21 protein-coding genes and 1 tRNA gene are annotated in these 22,558 nt (G+C 70.3%); 4 read left to right on the top strand and 18 right to left on the bottom strand.

The window, feature by feature from the left end; translation table 11 throughout:
* Positions 1-42: 42 nt before the first annotated feature.
* A complete protein-coding gene (locus tag ABD844_RS21730; protein WP_344880668.1) occupies positions 43-237 on the bottom strand; it encodes a hypothetical protein in 195 nt (64 codons plus the stop codon).
* A 139-nt stretch (positions 238-376) separates the two neighbouring features.
* Here ABD844_RS21730 and ABD844_RS21725 point away from each other — a divergent pair, with 139 nt between their 5' ends.
* A complete protein-coding gene (locus ABD844_RS21725; RefSeq protein WP_344880665.1) occupies positions 377-1,519 on the top strand; it encodes a sensor histidine kinase in 1,143 nt (380 codons plus the stop codon).
* A gap of 94 nt (positions 1,520-1,613) precedes the next feature.
* Here ABD844_RS21725 and ABD844_RS21720 read toward each other — a convergent pair whose 3' ends face one another.
* Positions 1,614-2,984 carry a cystathionine beta-synthase gene (locus tag ABD844_RS21720; protein ID WP_344880662.1) on the bottom strand — a complete coding sequence of 457 codons (1,371 nt, stop codon included), beginning with the start codon at positions 2,982-2,984 and terminating at the stop codon, positions 1,614-1,616.
* Between the two features lie 127 nt (positions 2,985-3,111).
* Between ABD844_RS21720 and ABD844_RS21715 the strand changes: the two genes are divergently transcribed.
* The 3 genes from ABD844_RS21715 to ABD844_RS21705 all read left to right on the top strand — a co-directional run bounded on the left by ABD844_RS21715 (position 3,112) and on the right by ABD844_RS21705 (position 6,807).
* Complete coding sequence (locus ABD844_RS21715; protein ID WP_344880659.1) at positions 3,112-4,095, top strand: SGNH/GDSL hydrolase family protein; 984 nt, start codon at positions 3,112-3,114, stop codon at positions 4,093-4,095.
* Positions 4,096-4,170: 75 nt separating this feature from the next.
* Positions 4,171-5,517 carry an outer membrane protein assembly factor BamB family protein gene (locus tag ABD844_RS21710; protein ID WP_344880656.1) on the top strand — a complete coding sequence of 449 codons (1,347 nt, stop codon included), beginning with the start codon at positions 4,171-4,173 and terminating at the stop codon, positions 5,515-5,517.
* A gap of 72 nt (positions 5,518-5,589) precedes the next feature.
* Positions 5,590-6,807 (top strand): acetyl-CoA C-acetyltransferase, encoded by a 1,218-nt coding sequence (locus ABD844_RS21705; RefSeq protein WP_344880653.1) that lies wholly within the window; start codon positions 5,590-5,592, stop codon positions 6,805-6,807.
* Between the two features lie 47 nt (positions 6,808-6,854).
* Here ABD844_RS21705 and ABD844_RS21700 read toward each other — a convergent pair whose 3' ends face one another.
* From ABD844_RS21700 to mfd, 16 genes are all read right to left on the bottom strand, one after another.
* On the bottom strand, positions 6,855-7,262 hold the full coding sequence (locus ABD844_RS21700; protein WP_344880650.1) for a PPOX class F420-dependent oxidoreductase: 408 nt from the start codon (positions 7,260-7,262) through the stop codon (positions 6,855-6,857).
* A gap of 55 nt (positions 7,263-7,317) precedes the next feature.
* Positions 7,318-7,551, bottom strand: coding sequence for a DUF4287 domain-containing protein (locus ABD844_RS21695; protein ID WP_020545182.1), 234 nt, complete (start codon positions 7,549-7,551; stop codon positions 7,318-7,320).
* 168 nt (positions 7,552-7,719) lie between these two features.
* The gene (locus tag ABD844_RS21690; protein ID WP_344880644.1) at positions 7,720-8,514 is read right to left on the bottom strand and encodes a Bax inhibitor-1/YccA family protein; all 795 of its coding nucleotides are present in this window, start codon (positions 8,512-8,514) and stop codon (positions 7,720-7,722) included.
* A gap of 586 nt (positions 8,515-9,100) precedes the next feature.
* Positions 9,101-9,173 (bottom strand) — tRNA-Leu (locus tag ABD844_RS21685).
* Positions 9,174-9,222: 49 nt separating this feature from the next.
* Positions 9,223-9,717: a peptide deformylase gene (locus tag ABD844_RS53225; protein ID WP_425568628.1), complete on the bottom strand. Its 495-nt coding sequence runs from the start codon at positions 9,715-9,717 to the stop codon at positions 9,223-9,225.
* A 41-nt stretch (positions 9,718-9,758) separates the two neighbouring features.
* On the bottom strand, positions 9,759-10,271 hold the full coding sequence (locus tag ABD844_RS21680; protein ID WP_344880641.1) for a glycine cleavage system transcriptional repressor: 513 nt from the start codon (positions 10,269-10,271) through the stop codon (positions 9,759-9,761).
* Between the two features lie 80 nt (positions 10,272-10,351).
* The gene (locus ABD844_RS21675) at positions 10,352-11,668 is read right to left on the bottom strand and encodes an NAD(P)/FAD-dependent oxidoreductase (RefSeq protein ID WP_344880638.1); all 1,317 of its coding nucleotides are present in this window, start codon (positions 11,666-11,668) and stop codon (positions 10,352-10,354) included.
* A 95-nt stretch (positions 11,669-11,763) separates the two neighbouring features.
* Positions 11,764-12,558: a uracil-DNA glycosylase gene (locus tag ABD844_RS21670; RefSeq protein ID WP_344880636.1), complete on the bottom strand. Its 795-nt coding sequence runs from the start codon at positions 12,556-12,558 to the stop codon at positions 11,764-11,766.
* Between the two features lie 263 nt (positions 12,559-12,821).
* A complete protein-coding gene (locus ABD844_RS21665) occupies positions 12,822-14,000 on the bottom strand; it encodes a hypothetical protein (protein ID WP_344880633.1) in 1,179 nt (392 codons plus the stop codon).
* A gap of 168 nt (positions 14,001-14,168) precedes the next feature.
* Positions 14,169-15,131: a Ppx/GppA phosphatase family protein gene (locus ABD844_RS21660; protein WP_344880630.1), complete on the bottom strand. Its 963-nt coding sequence runs from the start codon at positions 15,129-15,131 to the stop codon at positions 14,169-14,171.
* Positions 15,122-15,610 carry a DUF501 domain-containing protein gene (locus tag ABD844_RS21655; RefSeq protein ID WP_344880627.1) on the bottom strand — a complete coding sequence of 163 codons (489 nt, stop codon included), beginning with the start codon at positions 15,608-15,610 and terminating at the stop codon, positions 15,122-15,124. The genes ABD844_RS21660 and ABD844_RS21655 overlap by 10 nt, the downstream gene beginning before the upstream one ends.
* Positions 15,600-16,016 (bottom strand): FtsB family cell division protein, encoded by a 417-nt coding sequence (locus ABD844_RS21650; protein ID WP_344880624.1) that lies wholly within the window; start codon positions 16,014-16,016, stop codon positions 15,600-15,602. Before ABD844_RS21650 ends, ABD844_RS21655 begins: the two co-directional genes overlap by 11 nt.
* A 65-nt stretch (positions 16,017-16,081) precedes the next feature.
* A complete protein-coding gene (eno, locus tag ABD844_RS21645) occupies positions 16,082-17,359 on the bottom strand; it encodes a phosphopyruvate hydratase (protein WP_344880622.1) in 1,278 nt (425 codons plus the stop codon).
* Between the two features lie 121 nt (positions 17,360-17,480).
* Positions 17,481-18,431: a nucleoside triphosphate pyrophosphohydrolase gene (locus tag ABD844_RS21640; RefSeq protein ID WP_344880619.1), complete on the bottom strand. Its 951-nt coding sequence runs from the start codon at positions 18,429-18,431 to the stop codon at positions 17,481-17,483.
* Positions 18,432-18,434: 3 nt separating this feature from the next.
* Entirely contained in the window at positions 18,435-19,037 is a 603-nt protein-coding gene (locus ABD844_RS21635; RefSeq protein WP_344880616.1) for a SurA N-terminal domain-containing protein, read from the bottom strand.
* Between the two features lie 30 nt (positions 19,038-19,067).
* On the bottom strand, positions 19,068-22,556 hold the full coding sequence (gene mfd / locus ABD844_RS21630) for a transcription-repair coupling factor (RefSeq protein ID WP_344880613.1): 3,489 nt from the start codon (positions 22,554-22,556) through the stop codon (positions 19,068-19,070).
* Positions 22,557-22,558: the final 2 nt, after the last annotated feature.

Here is a 22,558-nt window from a genome sequence, read left to right as displayed (position 1 = left end):
CGTGTGAGGGCTCGCGTACCATGCCCGCGCGAGCCCGGGTCGTCAGGCCGCCTTGGGCTGGTGGCGGTCCTCGCCCGGCCGGGGCGTGAGCCGTACGACGTCCGCCTCGATGAACCGGCCGCTGCCGCCCTCCGCCCGCTCCCCGTTGATCCGCGAGAGCAGCACGGGGTCGGCCAGCGCGAGCAGCGCCGCGACGACCAGTCCCGCGCCCAGTAGTGCGAACCCGATGGCAACCATTTCTTCGTCCCCTTCCGACATCTCCCATGGTCCGTGACGGACCCCGTCAGGCGCCTCCGCTGAAGGGCTGGTCTCCGGCCGGCGTCCTCGGCCGAACGGTCGATACGGCATGTCCGACTTCCGGCTTAGGCTCGGGGCCGTGGGGGAACGAAAACGCGTCGTTTACTGGATCCGCAGGCTCAGCGAGATCGCCATGCTCGGCTGGCTGGCCCTGCTGATGCCGCTCGACCTCGTTCTCGCCGCCACCGTCGGCGGTCTGCAGTGGCTCGTGCCGATCTGCGGCGCGTGCGGCTTCACGGCCGTGCTGCTGCGGCGCAGATACCGGCTGGAGGGGTTCAGCATCGTGCTGGCCCTGTCGTTCGGCGTGTCGACGCTGTTCACGAGCACCGGGGTCGACGGCGCGCCCGGTCTGGTGGAGACGGGCGCGCTGCTCGTCCTGCTCATCGGGGTGCTGCGGCACGTCGAGCCGGTGCGCCGGGCCGCGGTGCTGGCCTGCGTGACGCTGGCCGTCTTCATGTTCGAGGCCAGCGCGCGCGAGTTCCAGAACGCGGGCCTGGGCTACGCGTTCCTGCTGTTCGCGGGGTGGTCGATGGCCGTCGGCATCGGCGGCTACCTGCGCTTCCAGCAGGAGCGCCGCACCGAGGCGGTCCATTCCGTACGTCGGGCGGAACGCCTCGAACTCGCCAGAGAGCTCCACGACCTGGTCGCCCACTACATCACGGGCATCGTGGTCCAGGCCCAGGCGGCGCGTACGGTCGCCGAGACCAAACCGGAGGCGGTGGCCCCGGCCCTGGACGCGATCGCGACGGCGGGCTCGGAGGCCCTGACGTCGATGCGGCGCATGGTCACCGTGCTGCGCACCGAGGACGGCGCCGACCGCAGGCCCGGAGTCACGCTGGCCGACCTGCGGATGCTGGCCGACCGGTTCTCGGCCGAGGGGCCGAAGGTGGCGTTCGAGATCGGCCAGGGGCTCGACGACCGCACGCTGCCGCCGGAGGTCATGACCACCCTGCACCGGGTGCTCCAGGAGGCGCTGACGAACATTCGCAAGCACGCGGCCCGCTCGGCCTGGGTGGAGGCGGACCTGCGGCGCCACGAGCAGGTCGCGGCGCTGCGGGTCCGCAACTTCGGCTCCGGCGCCGACCCGCGGGTGTCCCGGCTGGGCGGCGGGTTCGGGCTGGTCGGGATGGCCGAGCGGGTGGAGGCGCTGGGCGGCAGGCTCTACGCGGGCCCGGCACCCGACGGGGCCTGGGAGGTGGTCGCCGAGTTCCCCCTCCCCTGAGGCGGTCCCTCAGGGTGAGGCGAGGAGGAGGACCCGGTCCCGGCCCTCCTCGGCGCTCCGGCGGACGTCCCTCCGGACAGGCGGAAGCGACCGCTCAGTGGTTGGCCAGGAAGGCGAGCAGGTCCTGCCGGGTGATCAGCCCCGCGGGCTTGCCGTCCTCCAGCACCACCGCCGCATCCGCCTTCTCCAGCGCCTCCACCGCCCGCGCCACGGGCTCACCGCTGCCGATCGTGGGCAGCGGCGCCGACATGTGCTCGGAGATCGGGTCGTCGGAGGAGAGCCTGCCGTGGTAGAGGGCTTCGAGAAGATCGCGCTCGACGATGGAGCCGACGACCTCGGCCGCCATGACCGGCGGCTCCTCCTTCATCACGGGGAGCTGCGACACCGAGTATTCGCGCATGGTCGCGATGGCCGTGCCGACCGACTCGTGCGGGTGCGCGTGGACGAACTCCGGCAGCCCCGGCCCCTTGCGCGCCAGCACGTCACCGACCAGCCCCTCGTCGGAGGACGTGGTCAGGAAGCCGTAGTCGGCCATCCAGTCGTCGTTGAAGATCTTCGACAGGTAGCCGCGGCCCCCGTCGGGCAGCAGGACGACCACCACGTCGTCGGGCCCCGCCGTGGCCGCCACGCGCAGCGCCGCCACCACGGCCATGCCGCACGAGCCGCCGACCAGCAGCCCCTCCTCACGGGCGAGCCTGCGGGTCATGGTGAAGGAGTCCTTGTCGGACACCGCGATGATCTCGTCGCAGATCCGCGTGTCGTACGTGGCCGGCCAGATGTCCTCGCCGACCCCCTCCACCAGGTACGGCCGCCCGGACCCGCCGGAGTAGACCGACCCCTCCGGGTCAGCCCCGATGATCTTCACCCGGCCGCCGGAGACCTCCTTGAGGTAGCGCCCGGTGCCGCTGATCGTGCCGCCGGTGCCGATGCCCGCCACGAAGTGCGTGACCCTGCCCTCGGTCTGCTCCCACACCTCGGGGCCGGTCGAGTGGTAGTGGGAGTCGGGGTTGTTGACGTTGGAGTACTGGTCGGGCTTCCAGGCGTTGGGCACCTCGCGGGCCAGCCGGTCGGAGACCGAGTAGTAGGAGTCGGGATGCTCGGGCGAGACGGCGGTCGGGCAGACCACGACCTCGGCTCCGTAGGCCCGCAGCACCGAGATCTTGTCCTGGGCCACCTTGTCCGGCACCACGAACAGGCACCGGTAGCCCCGCTGCTGGGCCACGATGGCCAGCCCGACGCCGGTGTTGCCGGAGGTCGGCTCGACGATCACGCCGCCCGGGCGCAGCTCGCCGGACTTCTCCGCCGCATCGATCATGCGTACCGCGATGCGGTCCTTGACCGAGCCCCCCGGGTTGAAGTACTCGACTTTGGCGAGCACCTGCGCGGGCACGCCCGCGGTGACCTTGTGCAGCCGGACCAGCGGGGTGTTCCCCATCAGGTCGACCAGGGAATCGTAAACGCGCACCGAGGTGTTCACCTTCTTTGTCGAAGCTTGATGAGCTTGTCGATGGCCGAGGTCCGAAGGGGGTGGCCGGCCCCGGCTACTTTTCAAGCAAACGCTACCGCCGAGTTCGACTGGGGAGGGCACGTACGTGGTCTGGGCACCTGGCATGGCGCGCGCGGCACGCAGGATCGCCACAGCGGCGGCGCTGGGAGGGGGCGGGCTGACGGCGCTCGGGGCCACGGCCTACGGCCTGCTGATCGCCGAGGGCCTGCTCGCGCGCAGGGCCATCGGGACCCCGCACGGCCTGGACGGGCCGCACGCCGACGGCCTGTACGGCGACTCCGAGGGCGAGCCGCTCAACCTGGCCATGCTCGGCGACTCGACCTCGGTCGGCCTGGGCATGGCCGACCCCGCGAAGACTCCCGCAGTGCTGCTCGCCAACGGCCTGGCCGCGGTCGCCGAGCGTCCTGTGCGTCTGGTGGTGGCGGGCAAGTCGGGCGCACCGTCGGCCGACCTGGCCGAGCAGGTGGACGTGGCCCTCGCCATACGCCCCGACGTGGCGGTGATCTTCGTGGGGGCCAACGACATCATCACCCAGACGCCGCCCGCGACCGCCGTACGCCATCTGGCCAAGGCCGTGCGGCGGCTTCGGGAGGCGGGGGCCGAGGTGATCGTGGGAACGTGTCCCGACCTCGGCACGGTACGGCCCATCGCGCAGCCGCTGCGCTGGGTGACGCAGCGCTGGAGCCGCCAGCTCGCCGCGGCGCAGACGGTGGCGGTGGTGGACGCGGGCGGGCGTACGGTGGCGTTCGCCGACGTCCTGGGCCCGGAGTTCGCTACAAATCCGACAGAAATGTTCGGACCGGATCGTTTCCATCCATCTGACCGAGGTTACGCACAGGCCGCTTACGCGGTGCTACCGTCAGTGTGCGCTGCGTTGGGGCTGTGGCCTGAGCCGCGCCCCGCGCGTGGCGAAGCACTGCAACCGATCTACCTCGCGGCGGCTACGGCCGCGGAGGAGCCCGGCACCGAGGTCACCGCGACCCGGGTCGACGGGCGGGCGACGGGCCTGTACGGCAAGTGGGCCTCGTTGTTCCGCCGGCGGCTCGGCGAGCCGGTCGAAGACACCTGACCTCCTGCGCACCCTCGGCCGGTCACCCTCCGGGTTGGAGCCGCCACTCTACGTCCCCTTTGGAGTGGTTTGCCCGTGCTCCGGCCCCTCTGGAAACCGTCCCTCGCCCTCGCCGGGACTCTCGCCGCCACCGCCTGCTCCGGCAGCGACGCGGCGACCACCACAGACTTCCCGACCTGGCACAACACCCAGGTCAACGCCGTCAGCCGGACGGCCGTCGGCGGCGGGGTGGTCGCTCTGACCTCCATGAAGCCCGACGGGTCGCTGGAGACCGCGGCCCTCGGCCTGCGCGACGGCAAACGGCTGTGGGCCTACCCGGCCACGATGGCCGGCCGCCTGCCGGGAATGGGCGTCTCCACCCCCGCGGTCGTGGAGACGTCCGACGGGAAGGGCGTGGTCGTCGCGATCGACCCGGGCAAGAAGGGCCGCTGGAACGCCACGCTCATCGCCCGCGACGCCCGCTCCGGGGCGCAGAAGTGGACCAGGCCCGTGCACTCGACGTTCGGCCCGCAGCGCTGCGGCCCGTACGTGTGCCTGTCCGAGCACACCGCCCTGACCAAGGCGCGCATGGTGGTGCTCGACCCGGCGACCGGCAGGCAACTGTGGAAGCTGCCCGGCATCGCCGAGGTGGAGTGGTCCGACCGGAGCAGGGTGCTGCTGCTCAGGCTGGCCGCCAACCCCATGGTGGAGTCGTACGAGCTGAAGTCCGGCAAGCTCCAGTGGCAGCAGCCGATCGAGCAGGCCCTCGGCCCCGGGATCGACATGTCGGGCGGCTGGGCGTTCGGCGCCTCGGGCGACGACCTGGTCGGCTACGTCGCCCCCTACACGAATCCGCAGACCAAGAAGCTCTCGACGTTCGGGCTGTTCTCGATCGGGATCGCCGACGGGACGATCAACTGGATGCGCCCCTCGGTCGTACGCGTCTATCCGAGCGGCAACCCCGGCTACGCCCCCGTCGTACGCCCGGTCGACCGCCAGGGCGCCTACGGCGGCTTCGCCCGGCTCGACTCCACCAGCGGCCGGGTGGTCGGCCAGATCGCCGCCGCCGACGTGCCGGGCTCCGGGTGGTGGCTGGCCTTCCCCGGCCGCATGGACAAACTGGGCTTCCTCCAGCACAACGGCAAGGGGTCGGCCTTCGACCTGGTCTCCGGCAAGGTCGCCCCGACGGAGGGAGAGCGCGGCTGGTCGTTCTGCGTGACCGACCCCAAGCCGCTGCCGCTGCGCGGACAGGCGCCGGGCTTCTACTCCACGGCCGCCGTCTGCGAGTACGACCTCGGCACCGGCAAGCGCGTCTCCCCCGCCACGCCCCCGCCGCCGTGGTTCACCGGCAGCCAGGAGGGCTGGCGGCTGTGGCGCGACGAGAAGGGCGCCGTCCACGCGGTGAACGACCACACGACGACCGTGCCGGGTATGTACGGATAAAGGAGGGGTCGGCGGGCCCTATGCCGAAGACTGGAATATAGTTCTATTACCAGTGCTGACCAAGGAGGGGCCATGCCCGAGGCAGTCATCGTCGCAACCGCGCGTTCCCCGATCGGACGAGCCTTCAAGGGTTCGCTCAAGGAGATCCGGCCCGACGACCTGACCGTCCAGATGATCCGGGCGGCGCTGGCCAAGGTGCCCCAGCTCGACCCCACCTCCATCGAGGACATCATGCTGGGCTGCGGCCTGCCCGGCGGCGAGCAGGGCTTCAACATGGCCCGCGTGGTGGCGGTGATGCTGGGGCTCGACAACGTGCCCGGCACCACCGTGACCCGCTACTGCTCCTCCTCGCTGCAGACCACCCGGATGGCCTTCCACGCGATCAAGGCGGGAGAGGGCGACGTCTTCGTCTCGGCCGGTGTCGAGACCGTCTCCCGCTTCGCCAAGGGCAACTCCGACTCGCTGCCCGACACGCACAACCCGCTCTTCCTCGGCGCCCGGGACCGCACGAAGGAGTTCGCCGAGGGCGGGCACGTCTGGCACGACCCGCGCGAAGACGGCGAGGTCCCCGACATCTACATCGCCATGGGCCAGACGGCCGAGAACCTGGCCCAGCTCAAGGGCGTCTCCCGCCAGGAGCAGGACGAGTTCGGCGTGCGGTCACAGAACCTGGCCGAGAAGGCGCTGGCCGACGGGTTCTGGCAGAAGGACATCACGCCGGCCACCCTTCCCGACGGGAGCGTGGTCTCCAAGGACGACGGGCCCAGGGCCGGCACGACGTACGAGAAGGTCGCCACGCTGGCCCCCGTCTTCCGCCCCGACGGCACCGTCACGGCGGGCAACTGCTGCCCGCTGAACGACGGGGCGGCGGCGGTCGTCGTGATGAGCGACGTCAAGGCCGCCGAGCTGGGCATCACGCCGCTGGCCAGGATCGTGTCCACCGGGGTCTCCGGCCTGTCCCCCGAGATCATGGGGCTGGGGCCGGTGGAGGCGTCCAGGCAGGCGCTGGCCAGGGCCGGGATGGCGATCGACGACATCGACCTGGTGGAGATCAACGAGGCGTTCGCGGCCCAGGTGATCCCGTCGTACCGGGAGCTGGGCATCGACCTCGACCGGCTCAACGTCAACGGCGGGGCCATCGCGGTCGGGCACCCGTTCGGGATGACGGGCGCCCGGATCACCTCGACCCTGATCAACAGCCTCCAGCACCACGACAAGAGCATCGGCCTGGAGACCATGTGCGTCGGCGGGGGGCAGGGCATGGCCATGGTCCTCGAGCGCCTGAGCTGACCCCTGAGGCTGGTTCCGCCCTTGCCCCGCACTGGGGGTGGGGCGGCTCAGCCGTGGCGGTCAGGGCCCGCGTGGGCGGGCGTGATGCGCATGATGACGCGCCGCTCGCGGATCATGGCGGCGCGGTAGTCGTCCCAGTCGGGGTGCTCGCCCGAGATGTCCCGGTAGTACGTGACCAGCCCCTCCATGGCCTCGGGCAGAGGGACGATCTCGGCGGTGCCGTCCACCTGGATCCACTCGCCGAAGAACCGGTCGGTGAAGACGCACAGGGACACCTGCGGATCGCGGCGGACGTTGCGCACCTTGACCGCCGTCTCCCTGGTGCTGATCACCACGTGCCCGCCCTGCACCCCTGCCGTGACCGGTGACATCTGCGGACGCCCGTCGCCGTGGCGGGTCAGCAGGACGGCGTGGTGGTTTTCGCGGAGAAAGCCGAGAGCCTTGTCGAGATCCATGCCCCCATGATGACGCGCCCGCGCTTGGGGCACGGGCGCGGGGGACGGGTTGGGCCTAGATGAAGCCCATGCGGTTACGGCGGTGCCGCTCGTGCTCGTGCACGATGGCGGCGGCGTAGCCGTGGGTCAGCCCGTGCTCGTCGGCGAGCCAGTTGGCCCGCTCGGCGCACCTCAGGAAAGCCGGGCCGTTGTCGATGGCTTGAAACCACTCTGGGAGTTCGCGTCCCGTGATCGTCGGGACTCTTGCGATGAGCTTCGTCTGCGTCTCCGGTGAGTGGTTCAAGGACATGGGCACCTCCGCGAATTGGGGTCCTTTGCTTGACACTGCAACACGGACGTGCGAATGGCAACCCCTCGGCCAGGCATCATTTCGTGACGGCGGGTAGATTTTCGGTCGCACAGCGAGAGGGCCCCGCCTGAACGGCGAGGCCCTCGGGGGTTACGCGACGCTGAACGGTCAGTCGCTACTGCTGAAATAGCTGACGAACCGCAGCACCTCGAGGTAGATCCACACCAGGCTCAGCGTCAGCCCGAAGGCGCACTGCCAGGCGAACTTCTCCGGCGCGCCCTGCTTGACGCCTTGCTCGATCGAGTCGAAGTCGAGGAGCAGGAAGAAGCAGCCGAGCAGGATCATGGCGACGCTGAAGATCCACCCGAGCGGGCTGTCGGTGCGCAGACCGAGGCCGCCGTCGTTGAACAGGCCGACGAGCATGTTGACCAGCACCAGGCCGAGCGCCGCGATCGCGGCGGCCACGGTGAACTTCACCAGCTTGGGCGTGACGCGGACGATGCGCAGGGCGTAGACGGTCAGCACCGCGCCGAACGCGAATGCCGTGCCCAGCACCGCCTGGAGCACGATGCCGCTGATCATCCCCTCGAAGACCGAGCTGATCTTGCCCAGGAAGACACCCTGGAACACCGCGTACGCCAGGATGAGCGCCGGGTTGGTGCTCATCGTGAACGAGGCGATCAGGCCGAGGATCAGCGCGACGACGGCCGCGCCGATGGCGACCATCGACGGCACGTCGAGGATCCAGGCCGCGGCGGCGGCCACGACGAGCGTCCCGAGGGTGAGGAACCCTCGCACCACGACGTCGTCGAGCGTCATGGTCCGGAACGCCGGCCGGGACGGGGGTGCGTACGACGGGGCGTCGTACATGTTCTGCAACTGGTCCGGGGACGGGTTGGGACCGGCCCAGCCCGTCGCGGCCTGCTGCCGCGACCTGCTGAATACGGGGTTCTTGCTCTCCATCGCTGCCTCCTGTGACGCCGAGCCTACGGGGCGCGGCGGCACCATGGTCATCTGACGCTCTGACCGATGCTCATTCGGGACCTCGGCTCCGTTCCCAACGAACATGCCCACCGGCGAGTTCCCTTGGTCATCCGCGAAGGGAAGAATCTTGCTTCCCCACCGCCCGGCCGGCCCCCGCGCGCCCGCCCGTCGCCCCGGCCCGCTCCCCGACGTGCACCTTCCGGCACGAAGGCGACTATCGCCATTACCCATCGCGAAAAGACCGGTTGTAAAGCGTAGTCATCCATTCACGGAAAGAAACTCCCGCAAAGCGCGGAGAAAGCAGAGAACCATCGGCTTGTCAATATCGACAGGGGCACGAAAGGTTTTCGAGCGGGCGAACACCAGGTTCTGTCCGGACGCTGCCCGGTAGAGCTTACTCGGGTGGCCGGCGACGCCCTCAGCCGGTCCGCCACCGGCCCTCCACCAGGCGTGATCGCACGGTGACAGAACAAATTCGTAACAACTCGATATCGACCGGGTGGCCCTGTCCCGAGCTTGCGGTAAACCTCCAGGTCAGCGACCTAAAGACAATGAAGATGGCAAGTGCCCCCGGCGGGATTCGAACCCGCACGTCAACCCTTTTAAGGGGTTTGCCTCTGCCATTGGGCTACGGGGGCGCCGCAATCATACGAAACGGACCATGCTTCCGAGGAGCACAACTTCGCATCAGGCGCCACAAGTGTGAAGTCTGCGGTGAAGTGATAGCGCTCCGGGGACTCTGTCCAAGAAGAGTAGACCGTCCAGATGGTCCAGTTGGTGCTGAATGCAGCGTGCTTCGAAGGCATCGGCTTCGATCGTGACCGCCTCGCCGGTGCCTGGCAAATGACCATGTACGGTGATACGGCCCGCACGGCGTACGTCGGCCGTGAGCCCCGGCACGGACGCGCACCCCTCGCGCCCGTCCTCCCAGGCGGCCGCGCCGGCGAGCCGTGGATTGGCCACCACGAGCTCTCCGGCCCACGACCGGCTCCTACGGTGGCTCCCGGCGTCAAAGGCGATCAGGCGCCAGCTCAGGCCGATCTGGGGGGCCGCCAGCCCGCTCGTGGCGGGCGTGCGGCGCAACGTGGCAAGCAGGTCCGCCGCCGCGGCCACGACTTCGGGGGCGGTCGGCTCCACCGGTTCGGCCACGGCGGACAGGAGGGGGTGCGGGGCCCCGAGCACCGCCCGCGCCACCCCTCCGGCGGGCGCACCGGTGGGCCGGGTCACAGCAGATCCGGTTCGACGGGCCGGAAGGTGATGTCCGAGGCCAGGCTCGCGCCGACGGCCGCCAGCCGGCGCATGAGCGCCGCCACGTCCACGTCCTTCGGCAGCTCCACGTCGGCGATCAGCACGTAGAGGCGTCCGCTGAGCCTGGTGCTCATGCCGGTGATGTTCCCGCCGTCCTCCGCCAGGACCGCGCTGATGCCCGAGATGATGCCCGGCCGGTCGGGGCCGTGCACGGTCAGGACGTAGCCCAGGCCGCCGCCGTCGTCGCAGAAGTGGCGGCGGGCCTCGATGGCCGAGGCGCTGACCACCAGGTCGGGCGCGCCGAGGCGTTTCATCAGCTCGCCGGAGTCCAGCTCGCCGGAGACGAGCAACATCATCGCGACGTGGCCGCCGAGCAACGTCATGGTCGAATCCTGGATGTTCGCCCCGCAGTCGGCGAGCGAACCGGTTACTGCGGCGATGACGCCAGGCCGGTCGACGCCGAGCACGGTCACCGCTGTAAGACCCACCCGTGGTACCCCTTCCGCTTGCGACCAGGGGCGCCGAAAGAGCCCCGGCGGAGGACCGCCGGGGCGCTGCCGTACCTGGGCTAGCGGCGAGTCGTCGCCACCGCGGCCCTGAAGCCCTCGCGCGGGTGCTCCATCTCACCCAGTGAGATCGTCTCCCTCTTGAAGAACAGGGCCAGCGTCCAATCGACGACGACACGGACCTTGCGGTTCAGCGTCGGCACCCGCGACAGATGGTAGGTCCGGTGCATGAACCACGCAGGGAATCCGCGAAGCTTGAGGCCATAGACATTGGCGACGCCTTGGTGCAGGCCGAGACCGGCCACCGATCCGACATACTTGTGGCGGTATTCGGCCAGTTCCTGTCCGCGCAGGTACCGGACGACGTTGTCGGCCAGCACCTTTGCCTGACGGACCGCGTGCTGGGCGTTCGGCGCGCAATACTGCCCGGGGTTCGTCACATCCGGCACTCCGGCGGCGTCGCCCGCCGCGAAGGCCCCAGGGGTGCCGACCACGGACAGCATGGCGGTGGCCTTGATCCGGCCGCGCTCGTCGAGCGGCAGGTCGCTGTCGTTGACCACGGGGCTGGGCTTGACCCCCGCGGTCCACACGAGCGTCTCCGCGTCGAACTCCGAGCCGTCCGACAGCATCACGTGCCCGCCCTCGCAGGAGTTCAGGCGCGTCTCCAGCTTGACCTCGATGCCGCGCTCGCGCAGTTGCTCCAGCGTCCACCTGCCCATCTCGGGGCCGACCTCGGGCAGCACCCGGTTCGTGGCCTCCACGAGCACCCAGCGGACGTCCGACGACGTGATGTTGCGGTAGTAGCGGGTGGAGTGCTTGGCCATGTCCTCCAGCTCGGCGAGCGCCTCCACGCCCGCGAACCCGGCCCCCACCACCACGAACGTCAGCGCCCTGCGCCGCACCTCCGGGTCGTCGGTCGACTCGGCCACGTCGAGCAGGTGCAGCACGCGGTTGCGCAGCGCGATGGCCTCCCCGACGGTCTTGAAGCCGATGCCGATGTCGGTGAGCCCGGGAATGGGCAGCGTACGGGAGATCGACCCGGCGGCCATCACGATCACGTCGTAGGCCACCTGGCGTGCCGACCCCTCGGCGGGCTGGAACGTGACGGTGCGCGCCGAGTGGTCGATCTTGGTGACCGTTCCGTTGAGGATGCGCACCTTGGAGAGGATCCGCCGGAGCGGAGCCACCACGTGGCGAGGCGAGAGGTTACCCGCCGCCGCCTCAGGCAAGAAGGGCTGGTAGGTCATGTAGGACTGGGGGTCGATGATCGTGATGCGGACTTCGCCGGCGCGCAGCTCCCGGTGGAGCTTGCGCTGCAGCCGGAGCGCTGTGTACAGGCCGACGTATCCACCGCCGACGATCAAGATGTGCTTGTTCATCCTGAGGCCCCATCCCTCGTGGAGTGCTTGTGAAAGCATTCACAAGCTTACGGCAAGCGCTCTTGATGAAGCCAATCCCGGGGTGGTGCAACGCGTCACACAGCCAGTGCTCTGGCCCTGGTGAAGATCTCGTCCAGCATCTGGGCGGTGACGCGGCCGGTGAAGGTGTTCTGCTGGCTGGGGTGGTAGCAGCCGATGAGCGTGACGGGCGACCCGCCGTGGCGGACCTCCACCTCGGCCCCGTGACCGAACGCCGGGCGGCTGCGCGGCAGTGTGTAACCGGCGTCCTTGAGCGCGGGCCACATGGCCTGCCAAGCGTACCCGCCGAGCGCCACCACCACCCGTACGGTCGGCGCGACCAGGGCCATCTCCCGCGCCATCCACGGGAAGCAGGCGGCCTTCTCCTCCGGGGTGGGCTTGTTGGCGGGCGGGGCGCAGCGTACCGAGGCCAGCACGCGCGTGCCGAGCAGCTTCTGGCCGTCGCCCGCGTGGGTGCTGGTCTCCTGCGTGGCCAGGCCGCTGCGGTGGAGCGAGGCGAACAGCCAGTCGCCGCTGCGGTCGCCGGTGAAGATGCGCCCTGTCCTGTTGCCGCCGTGGGCCGCCGGGGCCAGGCCGACCAGCAGGATCGACGGCCGCTCGGCGCCCCAGCCGGGGACGGGGCGGCCCCAGTACGTCTCGTCCGCGAACGCCCGCCGCTTGACCTGGGCGACCTCCTCGCGCCACGTCACCAGGCGCGGACACGCGCGGCAGACGGACTGCTCGGCCGTCAGCTCCGCGAGCGTCCCGCAGGCGGCGGCGAGGCGGCGCACGTCCGCGGGGTCGAGCGCGACCGGGGTCTCGGCGGTCGCGGGGTCGCCGGGCCAGCCGGTGCCAGGAGGTACGAAGCTCATGACACCGATGGTGCCCGATCAGCCCCACCGCCTCGGCCCGATCCCGCACCTCCTCGGCCCTGGCACCCCTGGAGCCGAGCGTGGCGGCGGCTGGCGTCCGCATGATTCGCGCGCCGGTGCAAGGCGGCGTCGTGGCATGAAAAACCGGGTGGCGCCCGAAGGTGCCACCCGGTTCATCCGATCAACGTCTTCGACCGATCACCCGCGTTCGGTCGATCGACGTCCAAGCCGACCGGTGTCCTCAACCGGCCACGTCGTTCCGCTCAGGGAGTCGACGTGGGGGCCGGGGAGGAGGTCTCCGTCGGCGTGGGGGTCGGGGTCGGGGCCTGGCAAGCGGCGTAGGACCTGGTGGTCACGTCGCCGTTGTCGGGACCGGTGATCGACAGCGTGACGGTCCCGCCGCTGGTGTCAGCGCCGGACACCACTTCCGAGATCCCGCGGACGCCCTGCGTGCCACCGCTGCGGTCGAAGTAGACCTCACCGCTGCTGACCGACTTGCCGTTCACGGACCAGGTGTAACGCACCTTGCCCTTGCCGGTCGAGTGGATGAAACCGTCAGCGGCGACCCGGCAGTTGGTGCTGCTCGGCTGCGTGATGCTGGCGGTCACCTTGGTGGTGGGGTCCTCAGGGGCGCTGTCCTTGCACCAGACCTTGTAGTAGGCCCGGTTGGAGGAGGTGCCGTCGGGGCTGATGATCTGGAGCTGCGCCCAGCCGCGCTGGCTGTACCGCGGCGAGATGCCGAAGTCCACCTTGCGCGTGTCGTAGACCTTGACCTTGCCGTAGTCGACGACGTCACCGTTGAGAACCCAGCGGTAACGCACCCACGTCGGGCGGTTGGCCTGGATCACGCCGACAAAGTTGATCTTGTCGCCGGGGGTGCAGGGGCCGACGTACGAGCTCGGGCTGGCCCACGCGCGGGCCTTCACCGAGACGTCGAGGTGCGTACGCGCCTCCTTCAGCGGCTCCTGACAGGAGACGGAGAAGTAGCCCTTCTTCGAGGTGACCTTCTTCGGACCGAGGACCTGAAGGGCCTCCCAGCCCTTGACGTCCTCGTCGAAGGTGATCGACTGCCTGACCGTCACCGTCTTGGTGCCCTTGCCCGAGAGCTTGACCACCTTGACCTTGCTCTTGGACCCGTCACCGTGGAGCCAGCGGTAGGCCAGCTCCGTCTTGCCCTTGAGCGACACCTTGACCTTGGCCGAGAAGTTGACCTTGACCGGGCAGCCGCCCTCGTAATTACGGGTGGAGGCCGTCGGCGTGGACACCGAGACCTTGGACGCCGACTTCGACGTCGACTTGGCCTTGGCGGCCGTCGCCGTCGAGGCCGTCGCCGAGGCAGCCGCCTGGGCAGGGCCCGCGACCAGGCCGGCGGCCAGGGTCGCCAGCACCGCGGCCGAAGCGCCGAACGCGGCGGCCTTACGTGCTAACCCAACAGACATCATGTGAGAGTGCTCCATTCCGTGAGGGAAGAGGCGCGCTCGGGAACGGTCGCCACGCCAACGCCTTTCGCGCACGGCGATATGGCAAAGCCCCCGTAATGCCCCTTTACCTAAGCACAATAGCGTTTGCACGCTCAAGACGATCAGTAGATCGGAAATGTCCGGATTTCTTCAGTTACCGGCGAGAGACCAGGCCATTCCATCGAGGATGTCGTGTTCACTAACGATGACCTGGGAAAACGCGAAACGACGGACGATGCGGTCAAAAATTAGCGCCCCGGCGCCAATCACGTCAACCCGCCCCGGATGCATCACGGGGACCTGGGCACGCTCACTGTGGGTCATCCCGAGCAGCCGCCGCGTCACGTCGTGGATCTCCGCTGCCGAGATCCGCGAGTGGTGGATGCGCGCCGAGTCGTACGCGGGCAGGCCGAGCGCGATGCCCGCCACCGTCGTCACCGAGCCCGCCAGGCCCACCAGCGTGCGCGCCCGCCGGACGGGGACCTCCGCCTCGACCAGGTCGAGCGCCGCCTCGACATCGGCCACCACGGCCTCCAGGGCCGGCGCCGACGGCGGGTCTCCGGCGTCGCGCAGGTGGCGCTCGGTCAGGCGGACACAGCCGATGTCGACAGACAGCGCCGCCTGGGCGTGCTCGGAGCCGACCACGAACTCGGTGGAGCCGCCGCCGATGTCCACCACCAGGTAGGGAGGAACCGGGCCCTGCGCCTTCACGGTCTCCGGCGACAGGCGCGCCAGCCCCCTGGTGGCGCCCACGAACGACAGCTCGGCCTCCTCGGCCCCCGACACCACCTCGGGCTCCACCCCGAAGATCTTCCGGACGCCGTCGACGAACTCCTGCCGGTTGGCCGCGTCTCTCGTCGCGCTCGTGGCCACCACGCGCGTGGCGGTGGCGCCGTGCCGCTCGATCAGCTCCTGGTAGCCGTGCATGGCCAGGAACGTGCGCTCCAGCGCCTCCGGCGCGAGCCTGCCGGTACGGTCGACGCCCTGACCGAGGCGGACGATCTCCATCCGCCGCTCGACGTCACCCAGCTCGCCCTCACCGGGCCCGTCGCCGAGATCGGCGATGAGCAGGCGCACGGAGTTGGTGCCGCAGTCGACGGCGGCTACACGCATGGTCCGTCACCCCACCAGTCGGGGAGGGCGTCGAGCGCCTCCCGGCCGAACGGATTGGCCCCCGGCGCCGCCAGCTCGTGCGCCACGAGCGCGTGCAGGCACTTGACCCGCTGCGGCATGCCGCCCGTGCTCTGCATGTCGCGCGGCAGCGGGGTCAGGCCCTCTTCCTGGGCGACCCGGTCGCGCCTGGCCACGTAGTCGTCGTGGGCGGCCCGGTAGGCGGCCGCCAGATCGGGCTCGGTGGCCAGCCTGGCCTGCATCTCGCGCATCAGGCCCGAGCCCTCCAGCGTGCCGATGGCCGAGGCCGCCTTGGGGCAGGTCAGATAGTAGAGGGTCGGGAACGGCGAGCCGTCGGGCAGGCGCGGCGCGGTCTCCACCACATCGGGGTTGCCGCACGGGCAGCGGTGCGCCACCCCGCGCAACCCTCGGGGGGGCCGGCCGAGCTGCTTCTCGACGACCTCGGCGTCCTTACTGTCCAACGCTTTCCTTCCCCGTCACGGCCCTGCGGCCGGTGCCCTTGTCGGCGGCCTCCACCGACTCCCAGAGCGTCTCGTACCACGGCGGCACCTGGGCCTGCTGCTTCACGGCCGCCTGTGCCTTGCCCTGCTGGGGCTCCATCACCACGTAGCACTTCTCGCCGGGCCCGCAGTAGTGCAGGCGTTCCTTGGCGGTCTTCTTGATCCAGTTGGGGTCGTTGCTCTGCCGGTCGCGAACCAGCAGGGCCTGCCTCTCCGCCTCGACCCTGGCCTTCTCCGCGCGCAGCTCGGAGAGGCTGCGGCGCAGGCTGATGTACTCGCGCACAGGGTAGGCCAGGCTCATCGCGATCGCGCACACCACGATGGCCAGAATGGCGGCCCGCCCGGTGAGCTGCGGCCTTTTCGCCAATTGCTGCACACCCCCTCAAGTGCGGCTCGCGGCAGGATTCGGGGCGCCGCGAGCCGTACTCGAAACTAGCGCCGAAAACGCGGGAAAGCGCCGCGACCCGCGTAACGGGCGGCGTCATCGAGGAGTTCCTCGATGCGCAGGAGCTGGTTGTACTTCGCCACCCGCTCGGAGCGGGCCGGGGCGCCGGTCTTGATCTGCCCGCAGTTGACCGCCACGGCCAGGTCGGCGATCGTCGTGTCCTCGGTCTCGCCAGAACGGTGGCTCATCATGCAGCGGTAGCCGCTGCGGTGGGCCAGGTCGACGGCGTCGAGCGTCTCGGACAGCGTGCCGATCTGGTTGACCTTGACCAGCAGGGCGTTGGCCGCGCCCTCGTCGATGCCGCGCTGGAGCCGCTCGGGGTTGGTCACGAACAGGTCGTCGCCGACGAGCTGCACCTTGTCACCGAGCGAGGCGGTGATGGCCTTCCAGCCCTCCCAGTCGTCCTCGTCAAGCGGGTCTTCGATGGAGACGAGCGGGTAGTTGGCGACCAGGTCCTCGTAGAACGCGATCAGCTCCGGCGCCTGCAGGCCCTTGCCGTCGATGGTGTAGACGCCGTCCTTGTGGAACTCGGAGGCGGCCACGTCGAGCGCCACCGCGATGTCGTCGCCCGGCACGTAGCCGGCCCGCTCGACGGCGACCAGGATCAGGTCGAGCGCGTCGCGGTTGGAGGGCAGGTTGGGCGCGAAGCCGCCCTCGTCGCCCAGGCCGGTGGCGTAGCCCTTCTCCTTCAGCACGCTCTTGAGCGCGTGGTAGACCTCGGTGCCGGTGCGTACGGCCTCGCGGAACGTCTCCGCCCCGATCGGCGCGATCATGAACTCCTGGATGTCCACGTTGGTGTCGGCGTGGGCGCCGCCGTTGAGGATGTTCATCATCGGCACGGGCAGCAGGTGGGCGTTGGGGCCGCCGAGGTAACGGAAGAGCGGCAGGTCGGCGCTGTCGGCGGCGGCCTTGGCCACGGCCAGCGAGACACCCAGGATGGCGTTGGCGCCGAGCTTGGACTTGTTGGGCGTGCGGTCCAGGTCGATCATGATCTGGTCAATGATGCGCTGGTCCTCGGCCTCGATCCCGTTGATCTCCTCGAAGATCTCGTCGGTCACGGCGAGAACGGCCTTCTCCACACCCTTGCCGCCGTAACGCTTGCCGCCGTCACGCAGCTCGACCGCCTCGAACTGACCGGTGGACGCCCCGCTCGGTACGGCCGCGCGGCCGGTGCTGCCGTCGTCGAGCACCACCTCCACCTCGACCGTCGGGTTGCCCCGGGAGTCGAGGATCTCACGAGCGAATACGACCTCGATGGTAGCCACGGGATGCGCTCCTCAATCGAAAGGCAATATGCCATCAGAGCCTATCGGTACGCCCGCCCCCGGATACTGCACCCACCACCTGGGCCGCCGCCCCGTCGTCGAGGGCCCGCCCGCGCCCGGCTCAGCCGCCGGACTGGGAGCCGTCCGACGACTCCCACGTGCGCACCCGGTCCCGGTACGCCCGCGCCGCCCCCCGCAGCTCCGCCTCGGCGTCGAGCCCGCCCTGCGCGGCCCTGCGCACCAGGTCGAACAGCTCCCTGGCCACGCCCTGCCCGACCGCGGCCGACAGCGACTCGGGGGCGCCCGCCCGCTCGGCCCTGCGCAGGAGCTGCGCGGCCAGCGACAGCGCCGGCTGCCCCATGGGGACCCCGTCGAGCGCCGACTCGGCGCCCTTGGCCGCCCGCTCCGCCGCCTTGATCGCGTCCCAGTTGTCGCTGACCTCGTCGGCGCTCTCGGCCCGTACGGAGCCGAACACGTGGGGGTGGCGGCGTACGAGCTTCTCGACGATGCCCGCCGCCACGTCGTCCATGTCGAAGCCCTCGGCCACCCGCGCGTGGAAGACCACCTGCAGCAGCAGGTCGCCGAGCTCCTCCCGGAGCGCCGGGTAGTCGCCCTGCTCGATCGTCTCGAGCACCTCGTACGCCTCTTCCAGCAGGTACGGCACCAGCGACTCGTGCGTCTGCTTCCGATCCCACGGGCACTCGGTGCGCAGCCGGTCCATCACCGCCACCAGGTCGAGCACCCGCGCCCCCGGCAGGTCGTACGAGCCGGGCACGACCTCGATCGGCGGCGGCTCGGCGAGCGCGACCGCCGCGTGCCCGACCGCGCGCATGAAGTCTTCGCCGTCCTGGTCGGACAGCCACACCACGGTCTCACCGGCCGCGCGGGCGACCAGCGCCCGCGGGTCGGGCTCGACGACCTCGACCTCGACACCGGCCTCGGCCAGGTAGGGGAGCTGCGGGTGAGCGGCGGAGCCGGTCAGCACGGGACCCGAGCGCAGCGCCTGCCAGGCCGGGTGGCTCAGCAGGCCCGGCGCGACCCTGGGCGAGGTGGTGACGACGATCAGCGGCACTGATCAGCCCTGCTGCGGCTGCGGCTGCGCCTGCTGGGTGAGCTGGCCGAACCTGCCGGTGTCGACGAACAGCGCCGGGTTCTCCTGCGAGCGCTGCGGGTTGAGCACGCCGTAGCGCGGGTTGAAGATCGGCCTGATCGAGCTGAACTCCTGCGCCAGCCGCTCCTGCCCCGCCTGGCCGCCGAACTGCTGCTGCAGCTTCGTCAGGCCCACCATGGCCCGGCCGTAGTCGCGGGCGTCGCTCGGCGGCACGGCGTTGGCCAGCAGGTTGATCGTGGGCGACTCGAACTGGCCGGGGTCCTTGAGCACCGCGTCGACCTCGGTCTCGGTCGCCTGCACCTTGTAGCGGGTCATGAGCTGCTTGGCGATGCTCACGTTGACCAGGCGCTGGAGCACGGCCTGGCTGGCCGGCACGCCGAGCGCCGACTCGTCCAGGTTGTTCTGCTTCAACGCGGCCAGGTACGCCTGCGTGTCGGTGTTGACCTTGTTCATGGAGATGCGCTCGTTCCCGACCACGGCCGCGGCCCCGGCCTGCACGGGAGAGGAGCAGGCGGACAGCGCCACGGCCGCCGCCGCGACGGCCACAGCCACTCGTATCGACTTCACGTACGTCCCTTTCCGACCAGAAAACCGCCGTCAGCTTACCCGGGCGGGCTCAAGGAACATCGCCTCGACCAGATCGCCGCACCATTTGAGCAGGTCGAGGTCGCGCAACGGCTGCCCGCCGAGCGGCTTGGTCTTGGGCACCGGCACCAGCAGCGTCTCCGCCGCCTGCTTGTATATCGCCTTCTTGTACAGCCGGTCGAGCCGGACCTGCTGCGACTCCCTCAACCGGGCCGGGCCGAACTTGATGTTCTGCCCCTGCAGCGTGACGTCGGTGAGCCCGGCCGCGCGGGCCCTGATCCGGAACCTGGCCACCTCCAGCAGGTTCTCCACCTCGGCCGGCGGCCTGCCGTAGCGGTCGGTCAGCTCCGCGCGCACCTCGTCGATGTCGGCGGGGGCGGCGATGGCCGCGATCCGCTTGTACGCCTCCAGCCGCAGCCGCTCGGAGGTCACGTAGTCGTGCGGGATGTGGGCGTTGATCGGCAGCTCGACCTTGACGTCGGCCTGCTCCTGCTGCACCTCGCCGCCCGACAGCTTGGCCTTCTGCTCCTGCACCGCCTCGGACATGAGCCGGACGTACAGGTCGAAGCCGACGCCCGCGATGAACCCGGACTGCTCGGCGCCCAGCACGTTGCCCGCGCCGCGGATCTCCAGGTCCTTCATCGCGACGTACATGCCCGCGCCCATCTCGGTGTGCTGCGAGATCGTGGCCAGCCGCTCGTGGGCGGTCTCGGTGAGCGGCTTCTCCGGCGGATAGAGGAAGTACGCGTAGCCGCGCTCCCTGCCTCGCCCGACACGGCCCCGGAGCTGGTGGAGCTGGGACAGGCCGTAGTTGTCGGCCCGGTCCACGATCAGCGTGTTGGCGTTGGGCACGTCGAGCCCCGACTCGACGATCGTGGTGGAGACGAGCAGGTCGTACTCGCGTTCCCAGAAGCCCACCATGATCTTCTCCAGCTGGTGTTCGTTCATCTGGCCGTGCGCGACCGCGATGCGCGCCTCGGGCACCAGCTCGCGCAGCCGCGCGGCGACCCGGTTGATCGAGGCCACCCGGTTGTGCACGAAGAAGACCTGGCCGTCGCGCATCAGCTCGCGCCGGATCGCGGCGCCGATCTGCTTCTCCTCGTAGGGGCCCACGAACGTGAGGATCGGGTGCCGCTCTTCCGGCGGCGTGAGGATCGTGGACATCTCGCGGATGCCCGTCAGCCCCATCTCCAGCGTGCGCGGGATCGGGGTGGCGGACATGGCCAGCACGTCGACCTGCGTGCGCAGGTGCTTCATGGCCTCCTTGTGCTCGACGCCGAACCGCTGCTCCTCGTCGATGATGATCAGCCCCAGGTCCTTGAACCTGACCTCGGGGCTCAGCAGCCGGTGCGTGCCGATCACCACGTCGACCGCGCCCGACCTGAGCGCTTCGAGGGTGCCCTTGACCTCGCCGTCGGTCTGGAAGCGCGAGACCGGCTTGAGCGTGACGGGGAAGCTGGAGAAGCGCTCGGTGAAGGTGGACATGTGCTGCTGCACCAGCAGCGTCGTGGGCACCAGCACCGCGACCTGCTTGCCGTCCTGCACCGCCTTGAACGCCGCCCGCACCGCGATCTCGGTCTTGCCGTAGCCGACGTCGCCGCAGATCAGCCGGTCCATCGGGACGCCGCGCTCCATGTCGCGCTTGACCTCGTCGATGGCCTCGAGCTGGTCGCCGGTCTCCGCGTAGGGGAAGGCGTCCTCCATCTCCCGCTGCCACGGGGTGTCGTCGCCGAACGCGTGCCCCGGCGAGGCCATGCGCGCGGAGTAGAGCCTGATCAGCTCGCCGGCGATCTCCTTGACCGCCTTCTTCGCCCGCGACTTGGCCTTGGCCCAGTCGGCGCCGCCCATGCGGTTGAGCGTGGGGGCCTCGCCGCCGACGTAGCGGGTGACCTCGTCGAGCTGGTCGGTGGGCACGTAGAGGCGGTCGCCCTTGGCGTACTCGATGACGAGGTATTCGCGGGTCGCGCCCTGCACCGTGCGCTGGACCATCTCGACGTAGCGGCCCACGCCGTGCTGCTCGTGCACCACGTGGTCGCCGACCTTGAGCTGGAGCGGGTCGACCATGTTGCGGCGGCGCGAGGGCAGGCGCCGCATGTCTTTCGTGGACGCCTTCTGGCCGACCAGGTCGAGGTGGGTGAGCACGGCCAGGGTGGGCGTGATGAAGCCGTGCTCGATCAGGCCGGTCGTGACGTGGACGACCTTGGGCTCGGGCGCCTTGTCCAGGTACTGCTGGAGCCTGGCGGGCACGTCGACGCCCTTGAGCAGCTCGACCATGCGCTCGGCCGGGCCGTGGCCCTCGCTGAGCAGCACGACGGCCTTGTCGTCGGCCAGCCAGCCCTTGATGTCGGCCAGCGCCTTGGCGGTGTCGCCGCGGTAGGCCTCGGAGTCTTGCGCGTCGAGCTCGGCCCCCGCGCCGAACGGCGCCATCGTCCACCACGGCTGGCCCAGCACGTCGGCGTGGTCGCGGATCTCCTCCAGCGTGCGGAACGCGGCCGCGCCCAGGTCGATCGGGGCCTCGCCGCCGGCCGCGGCGTTGATCCAGGAGGCTTCGAGGAACTCCTGCGAGGTGCGTACGAGCTCCTCCGCCCGCCCCCTGATCCGCTCGGGGTCGCACACGAACACCGCGGACCTGATGGGCAGGTGGTCGAGCAGCAGGTCCATCTCCCCTGCCAGCACGGGCGCGAACGCCTCCATGCCCTCGACCGGCGTGCCCTCGGCGAGTTGGTCGAGCACCTCGGCCAGCGCGGGGTGCTGCTCGGCCAGCTCGCGCGCCTGGGCACGGACCTCGCCGGTCAGCAGCAGCTCCCGGCACGGCGGCGCGAACAGCCCGTCTTCCGCCGCCTCCAGCGAGCGCTGGTCGGCCACCTTGAACCAGCGGATCTCCTCGACCGTGTCGCCCCAGAACTCCAGCCGCAGCGGGTGCTCCTCGGTGGGCGGGAACACGTCGAGCAGCCCGCCCCGCACGGCCACCTCGCCGCGCTTCTCCACCATGTCGACCCGGTGGTAGCCGTTGTCGACCAGGTTGCGGACGACGTCGTCGAGGTCGGCGTCGTCACCGGCGCGCAGCCTGGTGGGCTCGAGGTCGCCCAGGCCCTTCACGATGGGCTGCAGCAGGGCCCTGACCGGCGTCACGATCACGCTGAGCGGCCCGGCGGCGGTGTCGCCCTTGACCGGGTGGGCCAGCCGGCGCAGCACCGCCAGCCGCTGCCCCACGGTGTCGCTGCGCGGCGAGAGCCGCTCGTGCGGAAGCGTCTCCCAGGCCGGGAAGACCGCCACGGAACCGGGCTCGACCAGGCTCGTCAGCGCGGCGGCCAGGTCTTCGGCCTCGCGCCCCGTCGCCGTGACGGCCAGCACGGTGCGCTGGTCGTGCCCGGCCAGCGCGGCCACGCCGAACGGCCGCAGCGCGGACGGCGCGATCAGCGAGACGTCGCCGCCCTCTTCGAGAGCGGCGGTCAGTTTCGGGTCGGCGCGAACAAGGTCAAGCAGTCCGGAAAGACTCATCA

The organism is Nonomuraea antimicrobica, assembly GCF_039536965.1.
In the GTDB taxonomy this organism is placed as follows: domain Bacteria; phylum Actinomycetota; class Actinomycetes; order Streptosporangiales; family Streptosporangiaceae; genus Nonomuraea; species Nonomuraea antimicrobica.
This window is presented reverse-complemented; position numbering and strand designations above follow the sequence as displayed.

Bases quoted from the DNA above. Each gene is read 5' to 3' on its own strand.
- ABD844_RS21730 (WP_344880668.1), bottom strand. From the start codon at position 237: ATGGTTGCCATCGGGTTCGCACTACTGGGCGCGGGACTGGTCGTCGCG.
- ABD844_RS21705 (WP_344880653.1), top strand. From the start codon at position 5,590: ATGCCCGAGGCAGTCATCGTCGCAACCGCGCGTTCCCCGATCGGACGA.
- ABD844_RS21700 (WP_344880650.1), bottom strand. From the start codon at position 7,262: ATGGATCTCGACAAGGCTCTCGGCTTTCTCCGCGAAAACCACCACGCC.
- ABD844_RS21695 (WP_020545182.1), bottom strand. From the start codon at position 7,551: ATGTCCTTGAACCACTCACCGGAGACGCAGACGAAGCTCATCGCAAGA.
- ABD844_RS21690 (WP_344880644.1), bottom strand. From the start codon at position 8,514: ATGGAGAGCAAGAACCCCGTATTCAGCAGGTCGCGGCAGCAGGCCGCG.
- ABD844_RS21675 (WP_344880638.1), bottom strand. From the start codon at position 11,668: ATGAACAAGCACATCTTGATCGTCGGCGGTGGATACGTCGGCCTGTAC.
- ABD844_RS21670 (WP_344880636.1), bottom strand. From the start codon at position 12,558: ATGAGCTTCGTACCTCCTGGCACCGGCTGGCCCGGCGACCCCGCGACC.
- ABD844_RS21665 (WP_344880633.1), bottom strand. From the start codon at position 14,000: ATGATGTCTGTTGGGTTAGCACGTAAGGCCGCCGCGTTCGGCGCTTCG.
- ABD844_RS21660 (WP_344880630.1), bottom strand. From the start codon at position 15,131: ATGCGTGTAGCCGCCGTCGACTGCGGCACCAACTCCGTGCGCCTGCTC.
- mfd (WP_344880613.1), bottom strand. From the start codon at position 22,556: ATGAGTCTTTCCGGACTGCTTGACCTTGTTCGCGCCGACCCGAAACTG.